The 20702-nt window shown below is 71.2% G+C and carries 18 protein-coding genes; 9 read left to right on the top strand and 9 right to left on the bottom strand.

Features of this window, described 5'->3' with window-relative positions; genetic code table 11:
* Window positions 1-61: 61 nt before the first annotated feature.
* Window positions 62-1453 (top strand): DNA repair protein RadA, encoded by a 1392-nt coding sequence (gene radA, locus ACWGR4_RS11190; RefSeq protein WP_452133241.1) that lies wholly within the window; start codon window positions 62-64, stop codon window positions 1451-1453.
* 350 nt (window positions 1454-1803) lie between these two features.
* Window positions 1804-2913: a DNA integrity scanning diadenylate cyclase DisA gene (gene disA / locus ACWGR4_RS11185; protein ID WP_246126866.1), complete on the top strand. Its 1110-nt coding sequence runs from the start codon at window positions 1804-1806 to the stop codon at window positions 2911-2913.
* A gap of 100 nt (window positions 2914-3013) precedes the next feature.
* Here disA and ACWGR4_RS11180 read toward each other — a convergent pair whose 3' ends face one another.
* Entirely contained in the window at window positions 3014-3880 is an 867-nt protein-coding gene (locus ACWGR4_RS11180) for a hypothetical protein (RefSeq protein ID WP_379999098.1), read from the bottom strand.
* Window positions 3881-4061: 181 nt separating this feature from the next.
* Between ACWGR4_RS11180 and ACWGR4_RS11175 the strand changes: the two genes are divergently transcribed.
* Window positions 4062-5015 (top strand): A/G-specific adenine glycosylase, encoded by a 954-nt coding sequence (locus tag ACWGR4_RS11175; RefSeq protein WP_452133610.1) that lies wholly within the window; start codon window positions 4062-4064, stop codon window positions 5013-5015.
* On the opposite strand, the gene ACWGR4_RS11170 is transcribed toward ACWGR4_RS11175, so the two are convergent.
* Window positions 4939-6777 carry a hypothetical protein gene (locus ACWGR4_RS11170; RefSeq protein ID WP_452133609.1) on the bottom strand — a complete coding sequence of 613 codons (1839 nt, stop codon included), beginning with the start codon at window positions 6775-6777 and terminating at the stop codon, window positions 4939-4941. The genes ACWGR4_RS11175 and ACWGR4_RS11170 overlap by 77 nt on opposite strands.
* 416 nt (window positions 6778-7193) lie before the next feature.
* Here ACWGR4_RS11170 and ACWGR4_RS11165 point away from each other — a divergent pair, with 416 nt between their 5' ends.
* Window positions 7194-7430, top strand: a complete 237-nt coding sequence (locus tag ACWGR4_RS11165) for a hypothetical protein (RefSeq protein WP_452133608.1) — start codon at window positions 7194-7196, stop codon at window positions 7428-7430.
* A gap of 17 nt (window positions 7431-7447) precedes the next feature.
* Here the strand turns inward: ACWGR4_RS11165 and ACWGR4_RS11160 are convergent, their stop codons facing one another.
* Together ACWGR4_RS11160 and ACWGR4_RS11155 are read right to left on the bottom strand one after the other, a co-directional pair.
* Window positions 7448-7915, bottom strand: coding sequence for an N-acetyltransferase family protein (locus tag ACWGR4_RS11160; protein WP_452133607.1), 468 nt, complete (start codon window positions 7913-7915; stop codon window positions 7448-7450).
* Window positions 7916-7998: 83 nt separating this feature from the next.
* Window positions 7999-8238: a GNAT family N-acetyltransferase gene (locus ACWGR4_RS11155; RefSeq protein ID WP_452133606.1), complete on the bottom strand. Its 240-nt coding sequence runs from the start codon at window positions 8236-8238 to the stop codon at window positions 7999-8001.
* A gap of 257 nt (window positions 8239-8495) precedes the next feature.
* On the opposite strand from ACWGR4_RS11155, the gene ACWGR4_RS11150 reads away from it, so the two are divergent.
* The 3 genes from ACWGR4_RS11150 to ACWGR4_RS11140 all read left to right on the top strand — a co-directional run bounded on the left by ACWGR4_RS11150 (window position 8496) and on the right by ACWGR4_RS11140 (window position 11279).
* Entirely contained in the window at window positions 8496-9584 is a 1089-nt protein-coding gene (locus ACWGR4_RS11150) for a DUF2382 domain-containing protein (protein WP_452133605.1), read from the top strand.
* A 151-nt stretch (window positions 9585-9735) separates the two neighbouring features.
* On the top strand, window positions 9736-10602 hold the full coding sequence (locus ACWGR4_RS11145; protein ID WP_452133604.1) for a sterol desaturase family protein: 867 nt from the start codon (window positions 9736-9738) through the stop codon (window positions 10600-10602).
* Entirely contained in the window at window positions 10599-11279 is a 681-nt protein-coding gene (locus ACWGR4_RS11140) for a lysoplasmalogenase (protein ID WP_452133603.1), read from the top strand. Before ACWGR4_RS11145 ends, ACWGR4_RS11140 begins: the two co-directional genes overlap by 4 nt.
* Window positions 11280-11288: 9 nt before the next feature.
* Here ACWGR4_RS11140 and ACWGR4_RS11135 read toward each other — a convergent pair whose 3' ends face one another.
* The 4 genes from ACWGR4_RS11135 to ACWGR4_RS11120 all read right to left on the bottom strand — a co-directional run bounded on the left by ACWGR4_RS11135 (window position 11289) and on the right by ACWGR4_RS11120 (window position 14426).
* The gene (locus ACWGR4_RS11135) at window positions 11289-11639 is read right to left on the bottom strand and encodes a tetratricopeptide repeat protein (RefSeq protein ID WP_246126865.1); all 351 of its coding nucleotides are present in this window, start codon (window positions 11637-11639) and stop codon (window positions 11289-11291) included.
* A gap of 92 nt (window positions 11640-11731) precedes the next feature.
* Window positions 11732-12772 carry an NAD(P)-dependent alcohol dehydrogenase gene (locus ACWGR4_RS11130; RefSeq protein WP_452133602.1) on the bottom strand — a complete coding sequence of 347 codons (1041 nt, stop codon included), beginning with the start codon at window positions 12770-12772 and terminating at the stop codon, window positions 11732-11734.
* 143 nt (window positions 12773-12915) lie between these two features.
* Window positions 12916-13668 carry an SDR family NAD(P)-dependent oxidoreductase gene (locus ACWGR4_RS11125; RefSeq protein WP_379999077.1) on the bottom strand — a complete coding sequence of 251 codons (753 nt, stop codon included), beginning with the start codon at window positions 13666-13668 and terminating at the stop codon, window positions 12916-12918.
* Window positions 13669-13739: 71 nt separating this feature from the next.
* On the bottom strand, window positions 13740-14426 hold the full coding sequence (locus tag ACWGR4_RS11120; protein ID WP_452133601.1) for a TetR/AcrR family transcriptional regulator: 687 nt from the start codon (window positions 14424-14426) through the stop codon (window positions 13740-13742).
* Window positions 14427-14570: 144 nt separating this feature from the next.
* Here ACWGR4_RS11120 and ACWGR4_RS11115 point away from each other — a divergent pair, with 144 nt between their 5' ends.
* Complete coding sequence (locus ACWGR4_RS11115; protein WP_452133611.1) at window positions 14571-16751, top strand: MMPL family transporter; 2181 nt, start codon at window positions 14571-14573, stop codon at window positions 16749-16751.
* A gap of 156 nt (window positions 16752-16907) precedes the next feature.
* On the opposite strand, the gene ACWGR4_RS11110 is transcribed toward ACWGR4_RS11115, so the two are convergent.
* Complete coding sequence (locus tag ACWGR4_RS11110; protein WP_126639262.1) at window positions 16908-19430, bottom strand: ATP-dependent Clp protease ATP-binding subunit; 2523 nt, start codon at window positions 19428-19430, stop codon at window positions 16908-16910.
* Window positions 19431-19908: 478 nt separating this feature from the next.
* Here ACWGR4_RS11110 and ACWGR4_RS11105 point away from each other — a divergent pair, with 478 nt between their 5' ends.
* Entirely contained in the window at window positions 19909-20622 is a 714-nt protein-coding gene (locus tag ACWGR4_RS11105; protein ID WP_452134087.1) for an SCO3374 family protein, read from the top strand.
* Window positions 20623-20702 lie beyond the last annotated feature (80 nt).

Genomic DNA, 20702 nt, shown 5'->3' with positions numbered 1-20702 from the left:
CCGCCCGTGATCGATCCCGGCCCCGTCTCCATTGTCGGCGCGGGCCGTTACGGTTCCTGGCATGGCCAGGATCACCACGAAGGATCGCCCGTCGTATCGCTGCACCGAGTGCGGCTGGACCGGGCCGAAATGGCTGGGCCGCTGCAACGAGTGCCACGCGTGGGGCACGGTCGAGGAGTTCGGCGCCCCCAAGGCCCGCTCGATCGCCGCCGGGCCGGTCACCACCGCGGCGCTGCCGATCGGCCGGATCGACGTACAGCAGGCCCGGTTTCGCCCGACCGGCGTCGACGAGTTGGACCGCGTGCTCGGCGGCGGCCTGGTCCCGGGGGCGGTCGTACTGCTCGCTGGCGAGCCCGGCGTCGGCAAGTCCACCCTGCTGCTCGACGTGGCCAGCAAGTCCGCGTCGCCGGCCGCCCGCACCCTCTACATCACCGGCGAGGAGTCGGCCGCCCAGGTCCGCCTGCGCGCGGGCCGGATCGGCGCGCTCAACGAGGAGCTCTACCTCGCCGCCGAGACCGACCTCGCCGCGCTGATCAGCCACGTCGACGCGGTCAAGCCCGCCCTGCTCGTGGTCGACTCGGTGCAGACCATCGCCTCGCCCGCGATCGACGGCGCGCCCGGCGGCGTGTCGCAGATCCGCGAGGTGACCGGCGCGCTGATCCGCATCGCCAAGGAACGCAACATCGCCACCGTGCTGGTCGGCCACGTCACCAAGGACGGCTCGATCGCCGGCCCGCGCCTGCTGGAGCACCTGGTCGACGTGGTGCTGCACTTCGAGGGCGATCGACACGCCCGACTGCGCCTGGTCCGCGCGATCAAGAACCGCTACGGCACCGCCGACGAGGTCGGCTGCTTCGAACTGCACGACGAGGGCATCACCGGCCTGACCGACCCCAGCGGCCTGTTCCTGACCCAGCGCGCCGAGCCGGTCTCCGGCACCTGCGTCACGGTGACCCTGGAGGGCAAACGGCCCCTGGTGGTCGAGGTCCAGGCGCTGGTGGCCCCGTCCCAGATCCCCACCCCGCGACGGGCCACCTCGGGCCTGGACTCGGCCCGGATCGGCATGGTGCTCGCGGTCCTGGAGCGGCGCGGCGGGGTGCGCCTGGAGAAGACCGAGATCCACACCGCCACCGTCGGCGGCGTCAAGCTCACCGAACCGGCCGCCGACCTGGCCGCGGCGCTGGCCCTCGCGGGCGCCGCCGCCGACCACCCGCTGCCGACCAAGCTGGTCGCGGTCGGCGAGGTCGGCCTCGCGGGCGAGATCCGCCGCACCACCGGCGTACAGCGGCGGCTCGCCGAGGCGTTCCGGCTCGGCTTCACACACGCCCTGGTGCCGCCCGATCCCGGCAAGATCCCCAAGGGCATGAAGGTGATCGAGGTGGCCGACATCCGCGAGGCGCTGCGCGCGTTCAACCTGGTCTCCGCACGCGAGCGCCGGGACGACCGCACATGATCGGCGGGGCCCGCCGACCGGGCCCGCGACACCCTCCCCCGCGTGCCCGGCCCCGCTCCCGGGCCCCGTCCGGCAACTTTCCGGGTGCCCCGAGGAGTGACCATGTGTCGCCTCGGACATACTCGACACGCGGAGCGGCGCGCGCGACCCGTGCCGAAACACGGCTTCGAGTCGGTTGCGGCGACCGGTCGGCGGCCGGGAGGCACTAGACTTTTCCACCGATCTTCCGACGTAGCGGCCGACCTGTGTCGTCCGCAGGTCCTGAGGCGCTCCCGGCCGTGCATACCGGAGCAAATGCCCGGGTGACGGCCGATGGCCGGCCGAGGATGGCAACGACCACGGGGAGTTCTGTGGCTACGAATGACCGGACCGACAAGGGCACGAGTGCCGACGCGGCTCTCGTGAGGGCCGCGCTGCAGTCCGTGGCCCCGGGCACCGCCCTGCGCGACGGCCTGGAGCGCATCCTCCGGGGCAACACGGGCGGCCTGATCGTGCTGGGTTTCGACAAGACGGTGGAGGCGCTGTCCACCGGCGGCTTCGTGCTCGACGTCGAGTTCTCCGCGACCCGGCTGCGCGAGCTGTGCAAGCTCGACGGCGGGGTGGTGGTCGACCGCGAGTGCACGAAGATCGTCCGGGCGGGCGTGCAGCTCGTCCCGGATCCGTCGATCCCGACGGAGGAGACCGGCACCCGGCACCGCACGGCCGAGCGGGTCAACAAGCAGACCGGCTACCCGGTGGTCTCGGTGAGCCAGTCCATGCGCCTGATCGCGCTCTACGTGAACGGTCGGCGACACGTCCTGGAGGACTCGGCGGCGATCCTGTCCCGGGCCAACCAGGCGCTCGCCACGCTGGAGCGCTACAAGCTGCGCCTCGACGAGGTGTCGGGCACGCTGTCCGCCCTGGAGATCGAGGACCTGGTCACCGTTCGCGACGTGTGCGCGGTGTCCCAGCGGCTGGAGATGGTGCGCCTGATCGCCCGCGAGATCGACGGCTACGTCACCGAGTTGGGGGTCGACGGCCGGTTGCTCTCGCTGCAACTCGAAGAGTTGATCGCGGGTGTCGAGGACGACCGCAAGCTGGTCGCCCGCGACTACGTGCCGGAACGCGCGATCAAGCGCGGCCGGACCGAGGCCGACGTGCTCGACGAACTCGACGGCCTGGCCCACGCCGATCTGCTCGACCTGCAGACGGTGGCCCGCGCGCTCGGTTTCACCTCGGGCCACGAGGTCCTCGACTCGGCGGTCAGCCCCCGCGGCTACCGACTGCTCGCCAAGGTCCCCCGGCTCCCACCGGTGGTGATCGAGCGGCTCGTGGAGCACTTCGGCGGCCTGCAGAAGCTGCTCGCGGCCAGCGTGGACGACCTCCAGGCGGTGGACGGCGTGGGCGAGGCCCGGGCTCGCAGCGTCCGCGAGGGCCTGTCCCGCCTCGCCGAGTCCTCGATCCTGGAGCGCTACGTCTGATCGCTCGGTGGTGACACGGGAAGGGCCCCGGCGCTCGGCGCCGGGGCCCTTCCCGTTGCGTTCTCGTCCCGCGTTCGGCTCCCGCCCTGCCGGTACGCCGCTACTTGCCGACGGTGGCGGTGAAGATGAACTCGCCGGAGGGCTCCAGGCCCGCCAGCACGCCCTTGGCCCGGTAGGCGGCCTTGTCCGCCGGGGCGGCCTTGGTCTGCCCGCCGTTGGTGGCGCACTGCCGTGGGTCGGAGCGGGTCCAGGCCCAGTCCCGGGTGATCGACACGGCCTGCGAGGCGCCCTGCTGGATCTGGCGCACGTCGGTGCCCGGGCCGGCCGCGCAGTCGGCCGAGCTCCACAGCCGGTCGCTGCCGGACAGCACCTCGATGTAGGCGTGGCTCGGCGCGAGGTCGACGTAGCAGGTGGGGCCCGACTCGTTGGTGACGATCACCTTCAGGGCCACGTTCTGCGAGGCGTTGTAGGCGCTCTTGCCCGCCTCCACCGGCTGGATCTGCACCCGGATCATGGCCGGCGTGCACCAGGTGCCCCCGCCCGGTGCGGGCTTGCCACCACCCGGGACCGTGCCGCCGCCCGGGGTGCCCGCGCCGCCCGCCGACTGGCCGGCCTGGCCGCTCTGCCCGCCGGGCTGACCGGAGGCGCCGGCCGACGTACCGGCGGAGGTGCCCGAGGACGCGCCGGAGGTGCCGCCCGGCGTGCCCGTACTCCCGCCCGGGATCGGCGGGTTGGCGCCGTTGGTCGGGTTGGCCCCGGGCGTGATGGCGCTCGGATCGGGCGAGACCGAACCCGACGGGATCGGCTTCTTGTCCGAGGCGTTCTTCTTGTCGTCGGAGTCCCCACCGGCAGTGCATGCCCAGGCCACCAGCGCGATCAACAGCGCGAGGGCGAGCAGCACGACGACCCGCCGACGCCAATAGACGGTTGACGGCAGGTGACCCACGGGACGGCGCATCGAGTCCACGCGCAAACTCTAGGGGAGATCGTTACGCCGTCCGGTGTAGCCACACCGTCCGAAGCGTTGGATTTTCCGGCCGTGTCGCGACCGAAGAAGCCCTGGTCGCGGGCCTATTCCGGCATTTGCGGGCAGAAGCCACCGTCACCCGCCCGAGTGACCACCCGTAACGTGCGAGGATCGGGGGGAGATGTCACACGCACTGCACGAGCCGATCCTCGACTGGTATTCGGCCAACAACCGCGATCTGCCCTGGCGCACCCCCGACGCGTCCGCGTGGGCGGTGGTGGTCAGCGAGTTCATGCTGCAACAGACCCCGGTGGCCCGGGTGTTGCCGGTCTACACGGCCTGGCTGGAGCGCTGGCCCACCCCGGCCGCACTGGCCGCCGACGAGCCGGGCGAGGCGGTGCGGATGTGGGGCCGGCTCGGCTACCCGCGCCGCGCGCTGCGCCTGCACGGCGCGGCGACCGCGATGGTCGACCGACACGACGGCGAGGTCCCGCGCGCACACGCGGACCTGCTCGCACTGCCCGGGGTCGGCGAGTACACCGCCGCCGCCATCGCCTCGTTCGCGTTCGGACAGCGGCACATCGTGCTGGACACCAACGTGCGCCGGGTGATCGGCCGGGCGATCGACGGCGTCGAGTATCCGCCGCAGGCCACCACGCCGGCCGAACGGCGCACCGCGACCACGCTGTTGCCCGACACCGCCGAGACGGCGTCGACCTGGGCGGTCGCGATCATGGAGCTCGGCGCGCTGGTGTGCACGGCCAAGTCGCCCAAATGCGTGGGGTGTCCGATCGCGGCGCTGTGCGCGTGGCGGCTGGCCGGCAAGCCCGCCTACACGGGTCCGCCGCGACGCGGGCAGACGTACGCGGGCACCGATCGCCAGGTCCGGGGCCGACTGCTCGCGGTGTTGCGCGACAGCGCCGAACCGGTGGACCAGGCCGCGTTGGACGCGGTGTGGGACGAACCCGTCCAACGCGCGCGAGCGCTGGACGGGCTGGTCGCCGACGGGCTGGTGGAACCGTTGGCGGCGGGTGTGTACCGCCTGCCGGCCGGTCCGCTCAGTGACAGTACTTCTTCTCCGCGTCGATCGGATTCGTCGGAATCCGCATCGAATTCCGTTTCACCGAGCCGGTGAAATTCTTCCAGAACCGGGACAGCGACATCGGCTCGCGGGTCGCTTCCTGAAGTTCGCGAATTCCGCCGCAATTCAGTGCCCGACGGGCCGCCTCGACCTTTGCCGGGTCGACGTTGCGCAGGTCGAGCGGGGTGCCCGGCCGGGTGAAGTCGGCCAGAATCCATTCGATGTAGGTCAGCTTGTCGTGCCCCGACCGGGTGCGGTAGTCGAGGTCGAGGTGTGCGCCGAGCGGATTCGCCAGGCCGAAGATGTCGATCGCCAGACCCGAGGTCGGCACCAGCACGGCGGGCTGGCCGAGGGCGCCGTAGACGACCGAGTCGGTGACCGGGACATGATATTTGAGCGGCGCGGACCGGAAGTCGAAGTTCAGCATCCAGAACTTGTCGGGCTCGTGGTAGTAGGTCAGATAGACGAACTGCGCGCCGGGCGTCGCCCGATCCGCCTGCCATTCCCGGCCGACCCCTTCGAGCCGCTTCACGAACGCCGCCCGATAGGACGCCGCGGTGACCGGGTTCGACTCGCCCGTCCAGGCCGTGTACCAGGTGCGGGTGTCCTCGATGTTCTTCGGCCCGAACCCCTGATACGGCACCCGCATCGCGGCTGCGCAGACCAGCGACCACACCGCGAGCGCGGCCGCGGTACCCGCGTACAGCCGTTGCAGCGGCAACACCAGGACCGGCAACAGGAAGGCGAAGGTGCCCGGCAGCAGCAGCCGGGCGTGCATGAAGTCGCCGCCGACCACGATCACGTAGCCGAGCAGCACCGTGCCCGCGACCAGCGCGGTCCCGGTCAGCACCCGGATCCGGTAGCGCTCGAAGTCGCCCACCGAGCGTCCGACGGTCGCCAACAGACCGACCGCGACCACGGTCAGCAGCAGCGGCGCCCAGATGTTGTACGGGCTCGCGTAGTCCTCGAAGTACGTCCACCCGCGCCCGACGTCGGTCTTGGTGCCCTCCTTGGCGATCGCCGTGTTGGGCAGCAGGACGCCGTAGTAGCCCATCCGGAAGAGCTGGTACAGCACCGGCAGCAGCCCGCCGCACGCCGCGAGCACGGCCAACCGCTTCCGGGTCGGCCGCAGCAGCAGCCAGGCGGCCACCGCGAACACGATGGTGCCGAGCGCGAGGTCGGGCCGCACCAGGACACCCATGCCGAGCGCGAACGAGGTCCACGCCTGGCGTCGGAACGAGGTGTTCCGGTCCAGCCGGACCAGCAGACACCAACTCGTGCCCAGCCAGACGAAGATCAGGCCCATCTCCAGGCCCGAGGTGGCGAAGTCCCAGAACGGCGGGAGCGCGGCGATCACGAGCGCGCCGGCAGGCAGCGGCCATCCGCCGCCGGGCAGGTCGCGGTAGAGCCGGCGAGTGCCCGCCGAGGCCAGCGCCAGGCCGACGACCGCGCAGCCGAGCGAGCCGTAGACCGCGACGGCCACCAGGTCGATCCCGGTCGCCCCGCCGACCAGCGCGAGCAGCCACGGCCACAACGTCGAGGTCGCCGCCTCGGCCCGCTCGCCCACGTTGAAATTGGGTCCGTTGCCGTCCAGGATCTGCTGGGAGACGCGGACGAAGATCAGTCCGTCGTCGCCGATCCAGCGCCGCCGGAACGCGGCCACGCCGAGCAGCAGGGCCGGGACCAGGACGACGGCGAGGGCCCATCCGGTCCGCGCATCCGGCCGATACCACGGTCTTTGTGGCGATATTTCGGGACCGGAATTCTTCGCGCCCTCGACCGCGTGGTCCTCGACCAAGGCGCCTTCTACGCCCATCGTCCTGCCCCCGAGCTGTTGTGGTTCACACTTCGATCCGCGAGATAATAACATCGGTGAAATACGTGTTCGAATTACCCCTGCCCGAAGCCCGGCAATGCGATCGCAAACTGTATCGACGACCGCGCCCGACATCGTCTTTGCGGGCCTATTCTTTTCCAACGTAACGAAATAACCGAGCGAACGCATTACCCGCCCGCCCCGGCCCGACCGACCGGCGGCCCGAGGACTGCGGGCCCCGGACCGGCCCCCTCGCCGCGCGCCACTCCCCCGGTCGCCCGCGACGCGGCGCGGCGTTCCGCCCGGAATGCCGGCGCTCGGCCTCCGACGGGCGAATACTGGTTGTGCACGCGGCGGCTACGCAACGCGATCCGGCCGCGCAGCGCGGCGGTACACCGACAGCGAAGGGGGACGCGGTGATGGAGGACGCCGGCCACGACGAGCGCGGACCGGGCGACGCGATCCAGTGCATGGGCTGCCAGGGCACCGGCCTGGACACCTCGGGTCGGGTGTATCGCAGCCGGCACCGCGAGGTGTCGACGATCTGGGCGGGCACCCGCTGTCCGCACTGTCGGGGCACCGGTTGGCTGCGCAACGGCCCGACCGATCCCCCCGAGGGCTCCACGGGCGGTCCCTGGCGCACCGGCACCTGACCCGCGCGGACCCACCCTCAACCGCGCGCCGCACCACCCGCAACGGGTCGCAGATAACGCCGAAACCCCTGGGCGAGGGCGTCGAACCCGCAGGCCCGATAGAAGGCGTGCACCTCGGCACCGTCGGCGGCGAGCAGTTGCACCTTGTAGCACCCGGCGTCGCCGGCGGCGGTGAGCACGGCGGCCATCAGTCGCCCGCCGATGCCCCGCCGGCGATGCGACGCGGCGACCACGACGTTCTCCACGAACATGATCGAGTGCCCGCCCCGGGTCAGGTTGGGCAACACCACGCTGTCGACGGTGCCCACGACTGTCCCGTCCAGGTCGGCGACCAGCACCGTGCGCCCGCGCTGGGTGGCGATGTCCGCCCAGATCGGATGCGCCTGCTCGATCGGCAACGGCACGTCCCCGGGATGGAATTCGGCGTAGAGCGCGAGCAAACCCGACAGATCCCGAGCGGTCGCCGGGCGGATGGTCATGGTCATGCCGAGAGCCTACAAATCGGGACCGCCCGGGGCACGACGCCCGGCCGCTCTTGGGGGAATCCCGGCGGACCGGGCAAAGCCTCCTAGCGGCCCGACCGCCACGCCGCCGCCTTGACCGGTCGATAGACCATCCCCAGGCCCTCGTACATCCGGACGGCGGCGTGGTTCCACTCGTCGACCATCAGCGCCGCACGCCCGTGTCGGCCCCGGGCCTCGGCCAGTACGAACGCGCACACCATCCGCCCCAGCCCGCGCCCACGCACCGCCGGATCCACGACCATCTCCCACACCGCACGAATCCTGTCGGAGCGTGCCCGCCCCACCCCCGCCGGGGCATCCCAGCGCCGACCACCGCCCACTCACCCACTCGGGTGAAATCCAACCCGCCCGCGCACGAGCCGGCGCGGATCGCATTCCCCCAGTTGACGGCGCCGCACCGGGGTACCGCCCGACCCCGTCCCGGCCCCCTCCGGTTGTCGCTTCGCCCGATTCGCCGTCTGCTGGAGAACGAAGCTCCCACACGACTACCTCCGGCCGGCGGCACCCCCCGCCGCGACTCCGGGAACAGGAGCGTTGGCTCGTGAAGACGAATGTCACCCCACAGGAACTGATCGGCCGCAAGGTCGTCGATTCCGAAGGCAGCAAGATCGGGACCATCGGCCAGGTGTACCTGGACGACCGCACCGGCGAGCCGGAGTGGGTCACCGTCAAGACCGGCATGTTCGGCGGACGCGAGAGCTTCGTACCGCTGGGCCCGGCCGACATGCAGGGTGACGACCTGCGTGTGCCGTTCGACAAGGAGCTGGTCAAGGAGGCGCCCAGTCTGGGTACCGACGAGCACCTGTCGCCGGAGGAGGAGGCCCGTCTCTACCGCCACTACAGCGTCACGCCCTCGGCCGGCATGACCCGCACCGGGACTGCCGAAGGCACCGCCGGCACCGCCGCCGGAGCCGCCGGTACGGCCGCCGCCGCGGGCACCCGGCACCGGCCCGACATGTCCAAGTCCCAGCTCGCCGGTTCGGACGACGGCTACGAGGAGCTGACCGGCAGGCACGACCCGTCGGTGCGGACGAACGATCCGCCGGCCCGGGCCGCGGGCGCCCTGGACACCACGGCCGCCGGCACCGCCGGCGCCGTGAGCGGCCGGACCGCCCGCCCGACCGCGCGGACCGACACCGGGGCCGCCGGCGCCACGACCCGGCCCGCCTCCGCAGCCTCGGGCACCGCCCGGACCGAGGCGACCTCCGGCAAGGCCGGCATGGAGTGGATGACCCGTTCCGAGGAACGCCTCGACGTGCACGTGGAGACGATCGAGGCCGGCCGCGCCGCACTGCGCAAGGTGGTCGAGACCGAGCGGGTGGACAAGGTCGTCCCGGTGATGCACGAGGAGTGGGAGATCGTCCGCGAGCCGATCGACGACTCCAACCGCGGCGCCGCACTCAAGGGCCCCGACATGCGGGAGAGCGCGCTGGAGATCGTGCTGCACGCCGAGCGGGTCGTCGTGCACAAGGAGGTCGTCCCGGTCGAGCGCATCCGGCTGGTCTCCAAGCGGGTGCAGGGCGAGCAGCGGGTGACCGAGGAGGTCCGCCGCGAGCGGATCGAACTGCACGACGGGGACAAGGTGCAGGTCCTCGACGGCAAGGGCGAACGGCTCGACAAGAACCGCTGACGCCTGCACCACACGCAGCCCCCGATCACCCCGGAACATCCTCCGGCGGCGATCGGGGGCTTTCGCGCGAGCCCGCGCGGCCCGCACGGCCCGGGAAAATCGCGGGAAATCACCCCTTCCACCCGGCGTTACTCGCCAGTAGGGTCCGAGCATGGACCTCACGGTGTTCGCCATTCCGGCCTTCACCCTCCTCCTGGTCGTCGAGTGGGTGTCGTATCGCTTCGCCCCCGACGACGACGAGCGCGGGTATGCGGTGAAGGACACCGCGACGAGCCTGACCATGGGCCTGGGCAGCATCGCGGCCGGCCTCGGCTGGGGTTTGTTGACCGTCCTTGCCTGGGACGGGCTGCACGAGCTGACTCCGTTGCGGCTCCCGCACACGTGGTGGACGTGGGTCCTGGTGATCGTCGGCGTCGACTTCTTCTACTACTGGGAGCACCGCGCCGGTCACGAGGTGCGGCTGCTGTGGGCGAGCCATGTCGTGCACCACTCCAGCCGGCACTACAACCTCTCCACCGCGCTGCGGCAGACCTGGACCGGCGCGCACCACATCGTGTTCATCGGGCCGATGTTGCTGCTCGGCTTCCCCTTCGCGATGGTGGTCACGTCCTTCTCGATCAATCTGCTGTACCAGTTCTGGATCCACACCGAGCGGATCGGCCGGCTCTGGAAACCGATCGAGTACGTCTTCAACACCCCCTCGCACCACCGGGTGCACCACGGTTCGAATCCGCGATATCTGGACCGCAACTACGGCGGCATCCTGATCGTGTGGGACCGGCTCTTCCGCAGCTTCGAGCCCGAGGGCGAGCCGGTGAACTACGGGCTGACCAAGAACATCGAGACGTACAACCCGCTGCGGGTGGCCTTTCACGAATACGCGGCGATCGCGCGCGACGTGCGGGCCGCGCGTACCTGGCGGGTGCGGTTCGGGCGGGTGCTGCGCGGTCCCGGGTGGCAGCCCGCGCCGGCCGCGCCGACGGCCCCGGCGGGCGCCGCCGCCGAGGCCGCGGCGTGAGGGCTCGTGCACTGCTCGTCGCCTACCTGACGCTGGGCGTCGCCGACTCGGTGCTCGCGGCGGCGGATGTGGACGGGCCGCGCTGGGTCACCAAGACGCTGTTGATGCCGGTGCTGATCGCCTTCGTGTGGGTGGCCGCGCGGCCCGGCGCCGAGCACGACCTGCGGCTGCCGATCGGCGCGCTCGTGGGCGGGTTCGTCGGGGACGTGGGGTTGCTGGTGGATCGGGAGGCCACGTTCCTGGTCGGGATGGCCGGGTTCGCCGTCGGGCACGTCTGCTACCTGCTCGCCTTCCGGCGGGTGGGGATCACCCTGCCGGCGTGGCTGCCCGCGGTGTACCTGCTCGCCTGGGGCGCCATGATGGCCACCGTCCGCGGCGGACTGGACGATCTGCTGGTGCCGGTACTCGGCTACAGCCTCCTGCTCACCGCGATGGCCGTGTGCGCGGCCGGGGTGAGTCGGCGCACCGGACTCGGCGGTGCGCTGTTCCTGGGCTCCGACGCGGTGATCGCCCTCGGCCTGGCCGATGTCGACCTGTTTCCGGGGCAGGCGGCGCTGGTGATGCCCACCTATGTGGCCGGGCAGCTGCTGCTGGCGCTCACCTGGGCAAGCCGGCCGTTTCCCGGCCGGCACGCCGACGAGGCGGCGGACTCTCGGTCCACCGCCTCGTCGGGTTGAGCGGGTCGGTCAGTCGGCGTACCTGGCCGCCGCCGCGGTGTATTCCGGCTCCGGGTTCATCGCCGCCGCGAGCCGCAGGTACGGCGCCGCCTCGGCCCCTCGGCCGGCCCGCTCCAGGGTGCGGCCGAGCGCGTGGGTGGCCCACGCGTCACACGGGTCCAGCTCGATCACCCGGCGCAGCGTGGCCTCGGCCCGGCGGAGCTGAAGCGAGAGGTAGTACGCCCGCCCGGCCAGTTGCTGCACGGCGACGTTGTCGCGCTCCTCGTCGAGGGCCGGCTCCAACAGGCGCAGCGCACGCAGCGGCTCGCGCTGCTCGACCAGTCCTTCGGCCATGCGGTAGGTCTCCAGGGTCAGCGTCACGTCGGCTCCCTTCGCGATGCTCGTGACGGCGTCGGACACCCGACAGAACCGAATACCCCGGCCGGGTATTCCAACGGTTGCGCGGACCCCGCTCAGGCGCCCGGGACGAGCACCGCGCGGCCGTTGATCCGGCCGTGGTGCAGCCGGTCGTACACCTCGGGAGCGTCGTCCAGCGTGAACGTCTCCACGTGCGCCTTCACCGCGCCGCGGCGGGCCAGGTCGATCAGTTCGATCAGTTCGGCGCGCGAGCCCCAGTAGGGGGTGCTGACCGAGCACTCGTACGGGATCAGGCCGAAGCCGACCGGGAGGGTGCCGCCGCCGATGCCGACAATGGTCAGGTCGCTTTCCACGGCGGCGCACTTCGCGGCGAGGTCGACGGTGGGTTGTACGCCGGCGAAGTCGAGCACGAGTTGCGCGCCGCGTCCGTCGGTGGCCTCGCGGACGATGTCGGCGGCCTTGGCGTCGGAGGTGATCGCCATGTGCGCGCCGGAGGCCCGGGCCAACTCCAGCTTGTCCTCGCTCACGTCCAGCGCGATCACCTGCGCGGCGGAGAGCGCGCGAAGCAACTGCACTCCGATGTGGCCGAGGCCGCCGACGCCGATCACCACGGCCGTGCTGCCCGCGTACAGCTTGTCCAGCGAACGTTTGATCGCGTGGTACGGGGTCAGCCCGGCGTCGGTCAGCGGGACGGTCCGCACCGGGTCCAGGTCGCCGATCGGGACCAGGTGGCGCGGGTCGTCGATCAGCAGGTAATCGGCGAGCGCACCGGGGGCACCCAGGCCGGGCGGGCGGATGCCGAGTTCCGCGGCGCGCGAGCAGTAGTTCTCCCGGCCCTGCGCGCACGCGTGGCAGGTGCCGCAACCCCACGGTCCGTACACGACGACGGCGTCGCCGATCTCCAGGCCGGTGACCCCCTCGCCGAGCGCGGCGACCACGCCGGCGCCCTCGTGGCCCAGGGTGAGCGGGGCGGCGAAGCCGAAATCGGCGGGCGGGCGGCTCATCACGAAGATGTCGGAGTGGCAGACGCCCGCGGCGGTGACCCGGAGCAGTACCTGCCCGGGGCCCGGTTCGGGTGCGGGGATCTCCCGCACCTCGACCGGCTTGCCGAACTCGACGTATTGGACGGCCTTCATGGGTTTCTCCCTTTCCGGCGTACCGGCCCCCATGCGGGTGACATGGCTGGTGCTCGGGTGGCACGGTGGGCCGGCGACGTCGTTTCCAGACTAGGACCCGCCAACCGGATGGATTACCGGGGCGGGGTATCCCGACGCGCGTGCTACGGCGCGGTGTAGCCGCCGTCGACCGGGTGGTAGCTCCCGGTGATGAACGAGGCCCGGTCGGAGAGCAGGAAGGCGACCGGTTCGGCGACCTCCTCGGGGGTGCCGAGTCGGCCCATCGGATGCAGCCGGGTCAGCGCGGCGCGCGCCTTCGGGTCGGCGTCGGCGAGCAGCGGGGTCTCGACGAAGCCCGGACCGACCGCGTTGATCCGGATCCCGCGCTGCGCATACTCGATCGCGGCGGTCCGGGTCAGGCCGAGCACGCCGTGTTTGGCGGCCACGTAGCCGGCCGCGTTCGGGAAGCCGACCACGGCGAGGATCGACGCCACGTTGACGATCGCCCCGCCGCCGCACTCCAGCATCGCCGGGATCTGGTGGCGCATCCCGTGGAAGACACCGCCGAGATCGACGTCGATCACCGTGCGCCAGCCGTCCGCCGGATATTCGCCGGTGAGCGCGTGCGGGCCGGTGACGCCCGCGTTGTTGACCGCGAGGTGCAGGCCGCCGAACGCCGCCACGGTCGCCCGCACCAGCTCCGCGCCGGAGTCCGGGTCGGCCACGTCCACCCGCATGCCCCGGGCGGTGCCGCCGGCCTCGGTGATCTCGGCGGCGACGCGGGCCGCGCCGACGTCGTCGAGGTCGGCGACCACGACCCGAGCGCCGTCGGCCGCGAGCCGCCGGGCGACGGCCGCGCCGATCCCGGAGGCGGCCCCGGTGACGATGGCGGTCCTGGCGGCGAAGTCGGCACTCATGCCTTCGATCCTGGGATCCCGCCACCACACCCGCCCGCCGGAGAGGGCCTATCGGGGGACGCCGGCCGGGGTTACAGACCGTTCAGCGCCACGTCGAGGCCGCGGCTGACGATGTCGGCCTTGACGTCGTCCGGGAGCCGGGCCAGTTCCGTGTCGAGGAGCAGCACGCTCAGGCCGTGCACCGCGGACCACATCACCACGTCGGAATACCTGCGCCGCTCCTGCGGGAGTCGGCCCAGCGCGACCAGTTCGTCCAGCGCCTCGGACATCAGCGCGTACGACTCGTCCGACACGTCGGGCGTGCCGTACGCCTCCCCGTCGTCGCCCTCGACCTCGGCCGTCTGCCGCCGGCCGACCATCGGCTCCTCCTCGGCGCCGCCGAAGAAGATGGTGCGGAACAGCCCGGGTTCGGCGAACGCGAAGCGCACGTAGCCCAGACCCGCCGCGCGCAATCGGCGCATCGCCTCGTCACCGGGGTCCGGGCACGGCTCGCCCTTGGCCAACTCGGCCCGCATCGTCGCCGCGAGCAGCGCCAAGCCGTGGTCCTTGACCGCCACGACCAACTCGTGATGGTTGGCGAAGTGCCGGTAGGCGGCGGTCGAGGACACCCCCGTCGCCCGGGCCACCTCGCGCAGCACGATCGCCTGTGGACCGGCCGCCCGGGCCCGCTCCACCGCGGCCTCGGTCAGCGCGTTGCGCAGGTCGCCGTGGTGATATCCGCGTCGGCTCGGCGTACCGGCGGCTTGCTCGCTTGGCATGGTTCTCCATTCGATCCAGCCCCATGTTGACACCGCGCACATTCAATGCAAAGTTATCAATGCCAACATTGTTATCGGCGTCAACATGACTCGCCGGACTCCGCACCCTCCGTTCCCCACGGATCGCATGGAAGGTCGATGATCATGCTCGAACGACTAGGGGACCTCGTCTTCCGCCGAGCGCGCGCCGTGCTCGTGATCGGCACACTGGTGTTGCTCGTCTCGGCCGGGGTGGGCTTCGGAGCCTTCGGCAAGCTGAAGTCGGGCGGGTTCGACGCGCCGAATTCGGCCTCCACCCGGGCCCAGAACGAGATCAAGGACACCTTCGGCGGTCGCCCGAATGTGGTGATCGAGGTCCGGGCCAAGGACGGCTCCGGCGTGGACACCCCCGCCGTCGCGGACGCCGGACGGCGACTCACCGCCGCCCTCGCCGCCGCGCCGGGCTTCGACCAGGTGGCCTCCTACTGGACCACCAACGCACCCGGTCTCAAGGCCGACGGCGGACGCGGCGCGCTGCTCGTCGCCCACTCGGCCAAGGACGACATCGCCGAACTTCCCGAGAGCGCGCGACTGCCCGCCGACAGCCCGCTCCGGGTCCGGATCGGCGGCGACACGGCGATCGGCCCGGCGGTCAGCGGCCAGGTCGGCACCAGTCTCGCGATCGCCGAGTCGATCGCCGTGCCGCTGACCCTGCTGCTGCTCGTGCTCGCGTTCGGCAGCCTGATCGCGGCCCTGGTGCCGCTGGTGATCGGCTTCGTCGCGATCATGGGCACGTTCGCCGAACTGTTCGTCCTCGGCAGCCTCACCGACGTGTCGATCTTCTCGATCAACCTCACCACGGCCCTGGGCCTGGGGCTGGCCATCGACTACGCGCTGCTGATCGTGGCCCGACACCGCGAACTGCTGCACTCCGGACACGACCTGCACGACGCGGTGGTGGGCACGGTGCGCACCGCCGGGCGCACGATCGTCTTCTCCGCCGCGACGGTGGCCGCCGCGCTCGCCGTACTGCTGGTCTTCCCGCAGTACTTCCTGCGCTCGTTCGCCTACGCGGGCATCGGCGTGGTGATCATCTCCGCGCTCGCCGCGCTGATCATCGCCCCGGCCCTGCTGACCGTGCTCGGCCCACGCGTGGAGTCGATGCGCATCCGCGGCATCAAGGGCGTCCAAGGCGCCGAGGCGCCGATCTGGTCCCGACTCGCCGGCTTCGTCACCCGCCGGCCCGTGCTGACCGCGCTGCCCGTGGTCGCGGTGCTGCTGCTCGCCGCCTCGCCGCTGCTCGGAGTCACCTTCGGCACGCCCGACGAGCGGGTCCTGCCGACCAGTACCCAGGCCCGCCAGGTCGGCGACACGCTGCGCACGGACTACAGCCTCGACGACACCCGCTCGCTCGACGTGGTCCTGCTCGGCACCGGCGCCCAGGCCCCGGTGGACGCCTACGCGGGTCGGCTCGCCGCGCTGCCCGGGGTGACCCGGGTGGACACCGCCGGCCCCGACCGGATCCGCCCGAACGCGCGGCTGATCTCGGTGATCACCACACTGCCCGCCAAGTCGGACGCCGCGCAGGACCTGGTCCACGACGTGCGCGCGGTGCCCGCCCCGAACGCCACCGAGGCCCTGGTCGGCGGCACCGACGCCCGCCTGGTCGACACCAAGGCCTCGATCGGCGACCGCCTGCCGCTCGCCTTCGGGCTGATCGTGCTCAGCACCTTCGTCCTGCTGTTCCTGTTCACCGGCAGCATCCTGCAACCGCTGCGGGCACTGCTCCTGAACGGGCTCAGCATCACGGCCGCGGTCGGCATCACCGTGTGGGTCTTCCAGGACGGGCACCTGTCCGGCCTGCTCGGCTTCACCCCGCTGCCGATGGACACCTCGATGACGGTGCTGCTGTTCTGCATCGCGTTCGCGCTGTCCATGGACTACGAGGTGTTCGTGACCAGCCGAATCAAGGAACTGCACGACGCGGGCGCGTCCGACGCGGACGCGGTCCGCCAGGGCCTGGGTCGCACCGGTCGCATCGTCACCACGGCGGCTGCGCTGCTCGCGGTGACCTTCGTGGCGTTCCTGACCAGCACCGTGAGCTTCCTGCAACTGTTCGGCTTCGGCGCGGCGCTGGCAATCCTGCTGGACGCCACGCTGGTCCGGGGCGTGCTGGTGCCCGCGGCGATGCGCCTGCTCGGCCGGCACGCGTGGTACGCCCCGCCGGTGCTGCGCAGGCTGCACGCGCGGGTGGGCCTGCACGAGTCGGCCCCGGAGTCCGGCCCGGCGCTGCCCGCCCGGGCGGGCGCCGAGCGTGGCGCGGACGTGCCAGGCGCCGTGCGCTGACCTGTGCCGGACACTGCGGCGGCCGGCAGGTTCGCTCATGGACCGCCGCACCCTGTCACGCGGGGGAGGGTGCGGCACACGAAAAGGGGCCGCCCCCGGGATTCGCATCCCGGGGGCGGCCCCTTCGTCACATCTCGCGTCGGCTCGCGCCGGCGACTACTCCTTGGTCAGGTTCGGGCCCGAGCCGGTCGCCTCGACGGGCGGCGCGTCCGGCAGCGGTGCCTTCTCCATGCCCTCGAAGGTGAACTTCTCGTCCTTGCCCTCGCCCTCGGTGTCGACCACGATGATCGACCCCGAACGCAGCTCGCCGTAGAGGATCTTCTCGGAGAGGTTGTCCTCGATCTGGCGCTGGATCGTGCGCCGCAGCGGACGGGCGCCCAGCAGCGGGTCGTAGCCCCGCTTGGCGAGCAGCGTCTTGGCGGCCGGACGGAGCTCGATGCCCATGTCCCGGTCGCGCAGCCGCTCGTCCACCTTGGCGATCATCAGGTCGACGATCTGGATGATGTCTTCCTCGGAAAGCTGGTGGAAGACGATCGTGTCGTCGACACGGTTGAGGAACTCGGGACGGAAGTGCTGCTTCAGCTCTTCGTTGACCTTCGCCTTCATCCGGTCGTAACCGGTCTTGACGTCGGACGATCCGGAGAAACCGAGGCCGAAGCCCTTCGAGATGTCCCGCGTGCCGAGGTTGGTCGTCATGATGATGACGGTGTTCTTGAAGTCCACCACCCGACCCTGGGAATCGGTCAGCCGACCGTCTTCCAGAATCTGCAGCAGCGAGTTGAAGATGTCCGGGTGGGCCTTCTCGACCTCGTCGAACAGGACCACCGAGAAAGGCTTGCGACGGACCTTCTCGGTGAGCTGGCCACCCTCTTCGTAACCCACATATCCGGGCGGCGAACCGAACAGGCGCGAGACCGTGTGCTTCTCGGAGAACTCGCTCATGTCCAGCTGGATGAGCGCGTCCTCGTCGCCGAACAGGAACTCGGCCAGCGTCTTCGACAGCTCGGTCTTACCGACACCGGACGGGCCGGCGAAGATGAACGAACCACCGGGACGCTTCGGGTCCTTGAGTCCGGCGCGGGTGCGCCGGATGGCCTGGGAAAGCGCCTTGATGGCGTCCTTCTGGCCGATGACCCGCTTGTGCAGCTCGTCCTCCATGCGGAGCAGTCGCGCGGACTCCTCCTCGGTCAGCTTGAAGACCGGGATGCCGGTGGCGGTCGAGAGAACCTCTGCGATCAGTTCCTCGTCGACCTCGGCCACGACGTCCATGTCGCCGGCCTTCCACTCCTTCTCCCGCTTCGCCTTGTCGGCGAGCAGCTTCTTCTCGCTGTCGCGCAGGGACGCGGCCTTCTCGAAGTCCTGCGCGTCGATCGCGGACTCCTTGTCCCGACGCACGTTGGCGATCTTCTCGTCGAACTCGCGCAGGTCCGGCGGCGCGGTCATCCGACGGATGCGCATCCGCGAACCGGCCTCGTCGATGAGGTCGATCGCCTTGTCGGGCAGGAACCGGTCGGAGATGTACCGGTCCGCGAGCGTCGCCGCAGCCACCAGGGCCTGGTCGGTGATCGACACGCGGTGGTGCGCCTCGTAGCGGTCGCGCAGACCCTTGAGGATCTCGATCGTGTGCGGCAGGGACGGTTCCGCGACCTGGATCGGCTGGAACCGGCGCTCGAGCGCCGCGTCCTTCTCCAGGTGCTTGCGGTATTCGTCCAGCGTGGTCGCACCGATGGTCTGGAGCTCGCCCCGGGCCAGCATCGGCTTGAGGATGCTCGCCGCGTCGATCGCGCCCTCGGCGGCACCCGCGCCGACGAGCGTGTGCAGCTCGTCGATGAACAGGATGATGTCGCCGCGGGTGCGGATCTCCTTGAGCACCTTCTTCAGGCGCTCCTCGAAGTCGCCGCGGTAGCGGGAGCCCGCCACGAGCGCGCCGAGGTCGAGCGTGTAGAGCTGCTTGTCCTTGAGCGTCTCGGGCACCTCGCCCTTGACGATCGCCTGGGCCAGGCCCTCGACGACGGCGGTCTTGCCGACGCCGGGCTCGCCGATCAGGACCGGGTTGTTCTTGGTGCGGCGGGACAGCACCTGCATGACCCGCTCGATTTCCTTCTCTCGCCCGATGACGGGGTCGAGCTTGCCCTCGCGGGCCGCCTGGGTCAGGTTGCGCCCGAACTGGTCGAGCACGAGGGACGTCGAAGGCGTGCCCTCCTGCCCGCTGCCGCCCGGGGTCGCGGACTCCTTGCCGCTCGAGTAGCCGGAGAGCAACTGGATGACCTGCTGGCGGACCCGGTTGAGGTCGGCGCCGAGCTTCACGAGGACCTGGGCGGCGACGCCCTCGCCCTCGCGGATCAGACCCAGGAGGATGTGCTCCGTGCCGATGTAGTTGTGGCCCAGCTGAAGCGCCTCGCGCAGCGACAGCTCGAGGACCTTCTTCGCACGGGGCGTGAAGGGGATATGACCGGACGGGGCCTGCTGGCCCTGGCCGATGATCTCCTCGACCTGCTGACGCACTGCCTCAAGCGAGATGCCGAGGCTCTCCAGGGCCTTCGCAGCGACGCCCTCACCCTCGTGGATGAGGCCAAGGAGGATGTGCTCAGTACCGATGTAGTTGTGGTTGAGCATCCGGGCCTCCTCCTGAGCCAGGACGACAACCCGCCGCGCGCGGTCGGTGAACCTCTCGAACATCGTTATCGCTCCTCAGAGCGGTCGTGCAGATCGGGGACGGTCCCCTCCCTGTCCTTCCGCATGCTAGTCCTGCACGCAGGACCGCTCGATTCGTCCGTGAAGACGGGCGACCCACGTGTTGCGGACCGCCTTGGACAACTAGTCAAACCCGATGGTGCGAGACGATGTTCCCGCCGGCCACGTACTGAGGCCGATTCCGAGTACGCCAGAAGCGAACGCGGCATTTTCGATCGCCGGTTTCGCCGTCGATCGCACCGAATCCGGCCGCCGTCGACGACTTCGCTTCCCCGTCTCCCCTCCATGTTCGGGTCATACCCCGGACGACACCTGCTGTATACCGGCAGGTCACGACCGGTGCGTACGCGACCGTGCCGGCACCGGGGGCGGCGCCGCGCGGCGAGCCCTCGAACCATGTCACTCATCGCGGTTGGCATATCACCTTTCGTAACCTCGCTGTCGTCCCGGAGTTGAACACGGTATGGCAGCCACGCTTGTTTTCGCGTCCCGTTCGGCGCCCGTCGTGCCCGGTCCGTTGGACGAGGCCATGTGGTACGCGCGGGCCCTGGGCTGGCCCGCGGCTCCCGGGACGGTCGAGTCGGCCGACCCGATCCCGGCCGCGACCACCGATCCGCGGCTGCTCTCGGCGTATTGGGCCAACACGCCGGGGGCCGCCGTGCGGCTGGCCGCGGGGGTGCGGTTCGACGTCCTGGACGTGCCGGGCGCGGCCGGGACGTGGGCACTGGACCGGGTCGAGCGCCAGGGGCTGCCGGTCGGGCCGGTGGCGGCGACCGGCAGCGGGCGCACGCAGTTCTTCGTCGCCCCCGGCGTGGCGGGCGACCTGCCCGCGCTGCTCGACTGGCTGGACTGGGCCGACCTGGACCTGGACCTGCGCGCGTACGGCGAGGGCGACACGGTGGCCGCGCCGTTCCCGTGGCCGGCCACCTGGCGCTCGCCCTGGCCCCGGTCGTGGGAACACGCGCGCTGGGTGCGGCCCCCGGTCGACCCCGGCCGGATGCCCCCGGTGGACGACCTCGCGGCGCGTACCGCGCTTCCACACGTGGACGTGCGCTTCCCGGACGTCACCCGGCTGATCGGCACGCTGGCGCACGCCTGCCAGCACGTACGACTGTTCCCGAGGCCGCGGATGCGCGAGCCCAGGCTGCTGACCCACCACCGTCCCGGCGCCGCCTGAGCACCGGGCACAAAACGACACGAGCGGTGCTCTCCCCCGGTACGTACCGGGGGAGAGCACCGCTCGTCTACGGCGTCGGC

The organism is Embleya sp. NPDC055664 (assembly GCF_053618075.1).
Note: the sequence above shows the minus strand (reverse complement) of the source record. Positions and strands in the feature narration are given on the sequence as shown.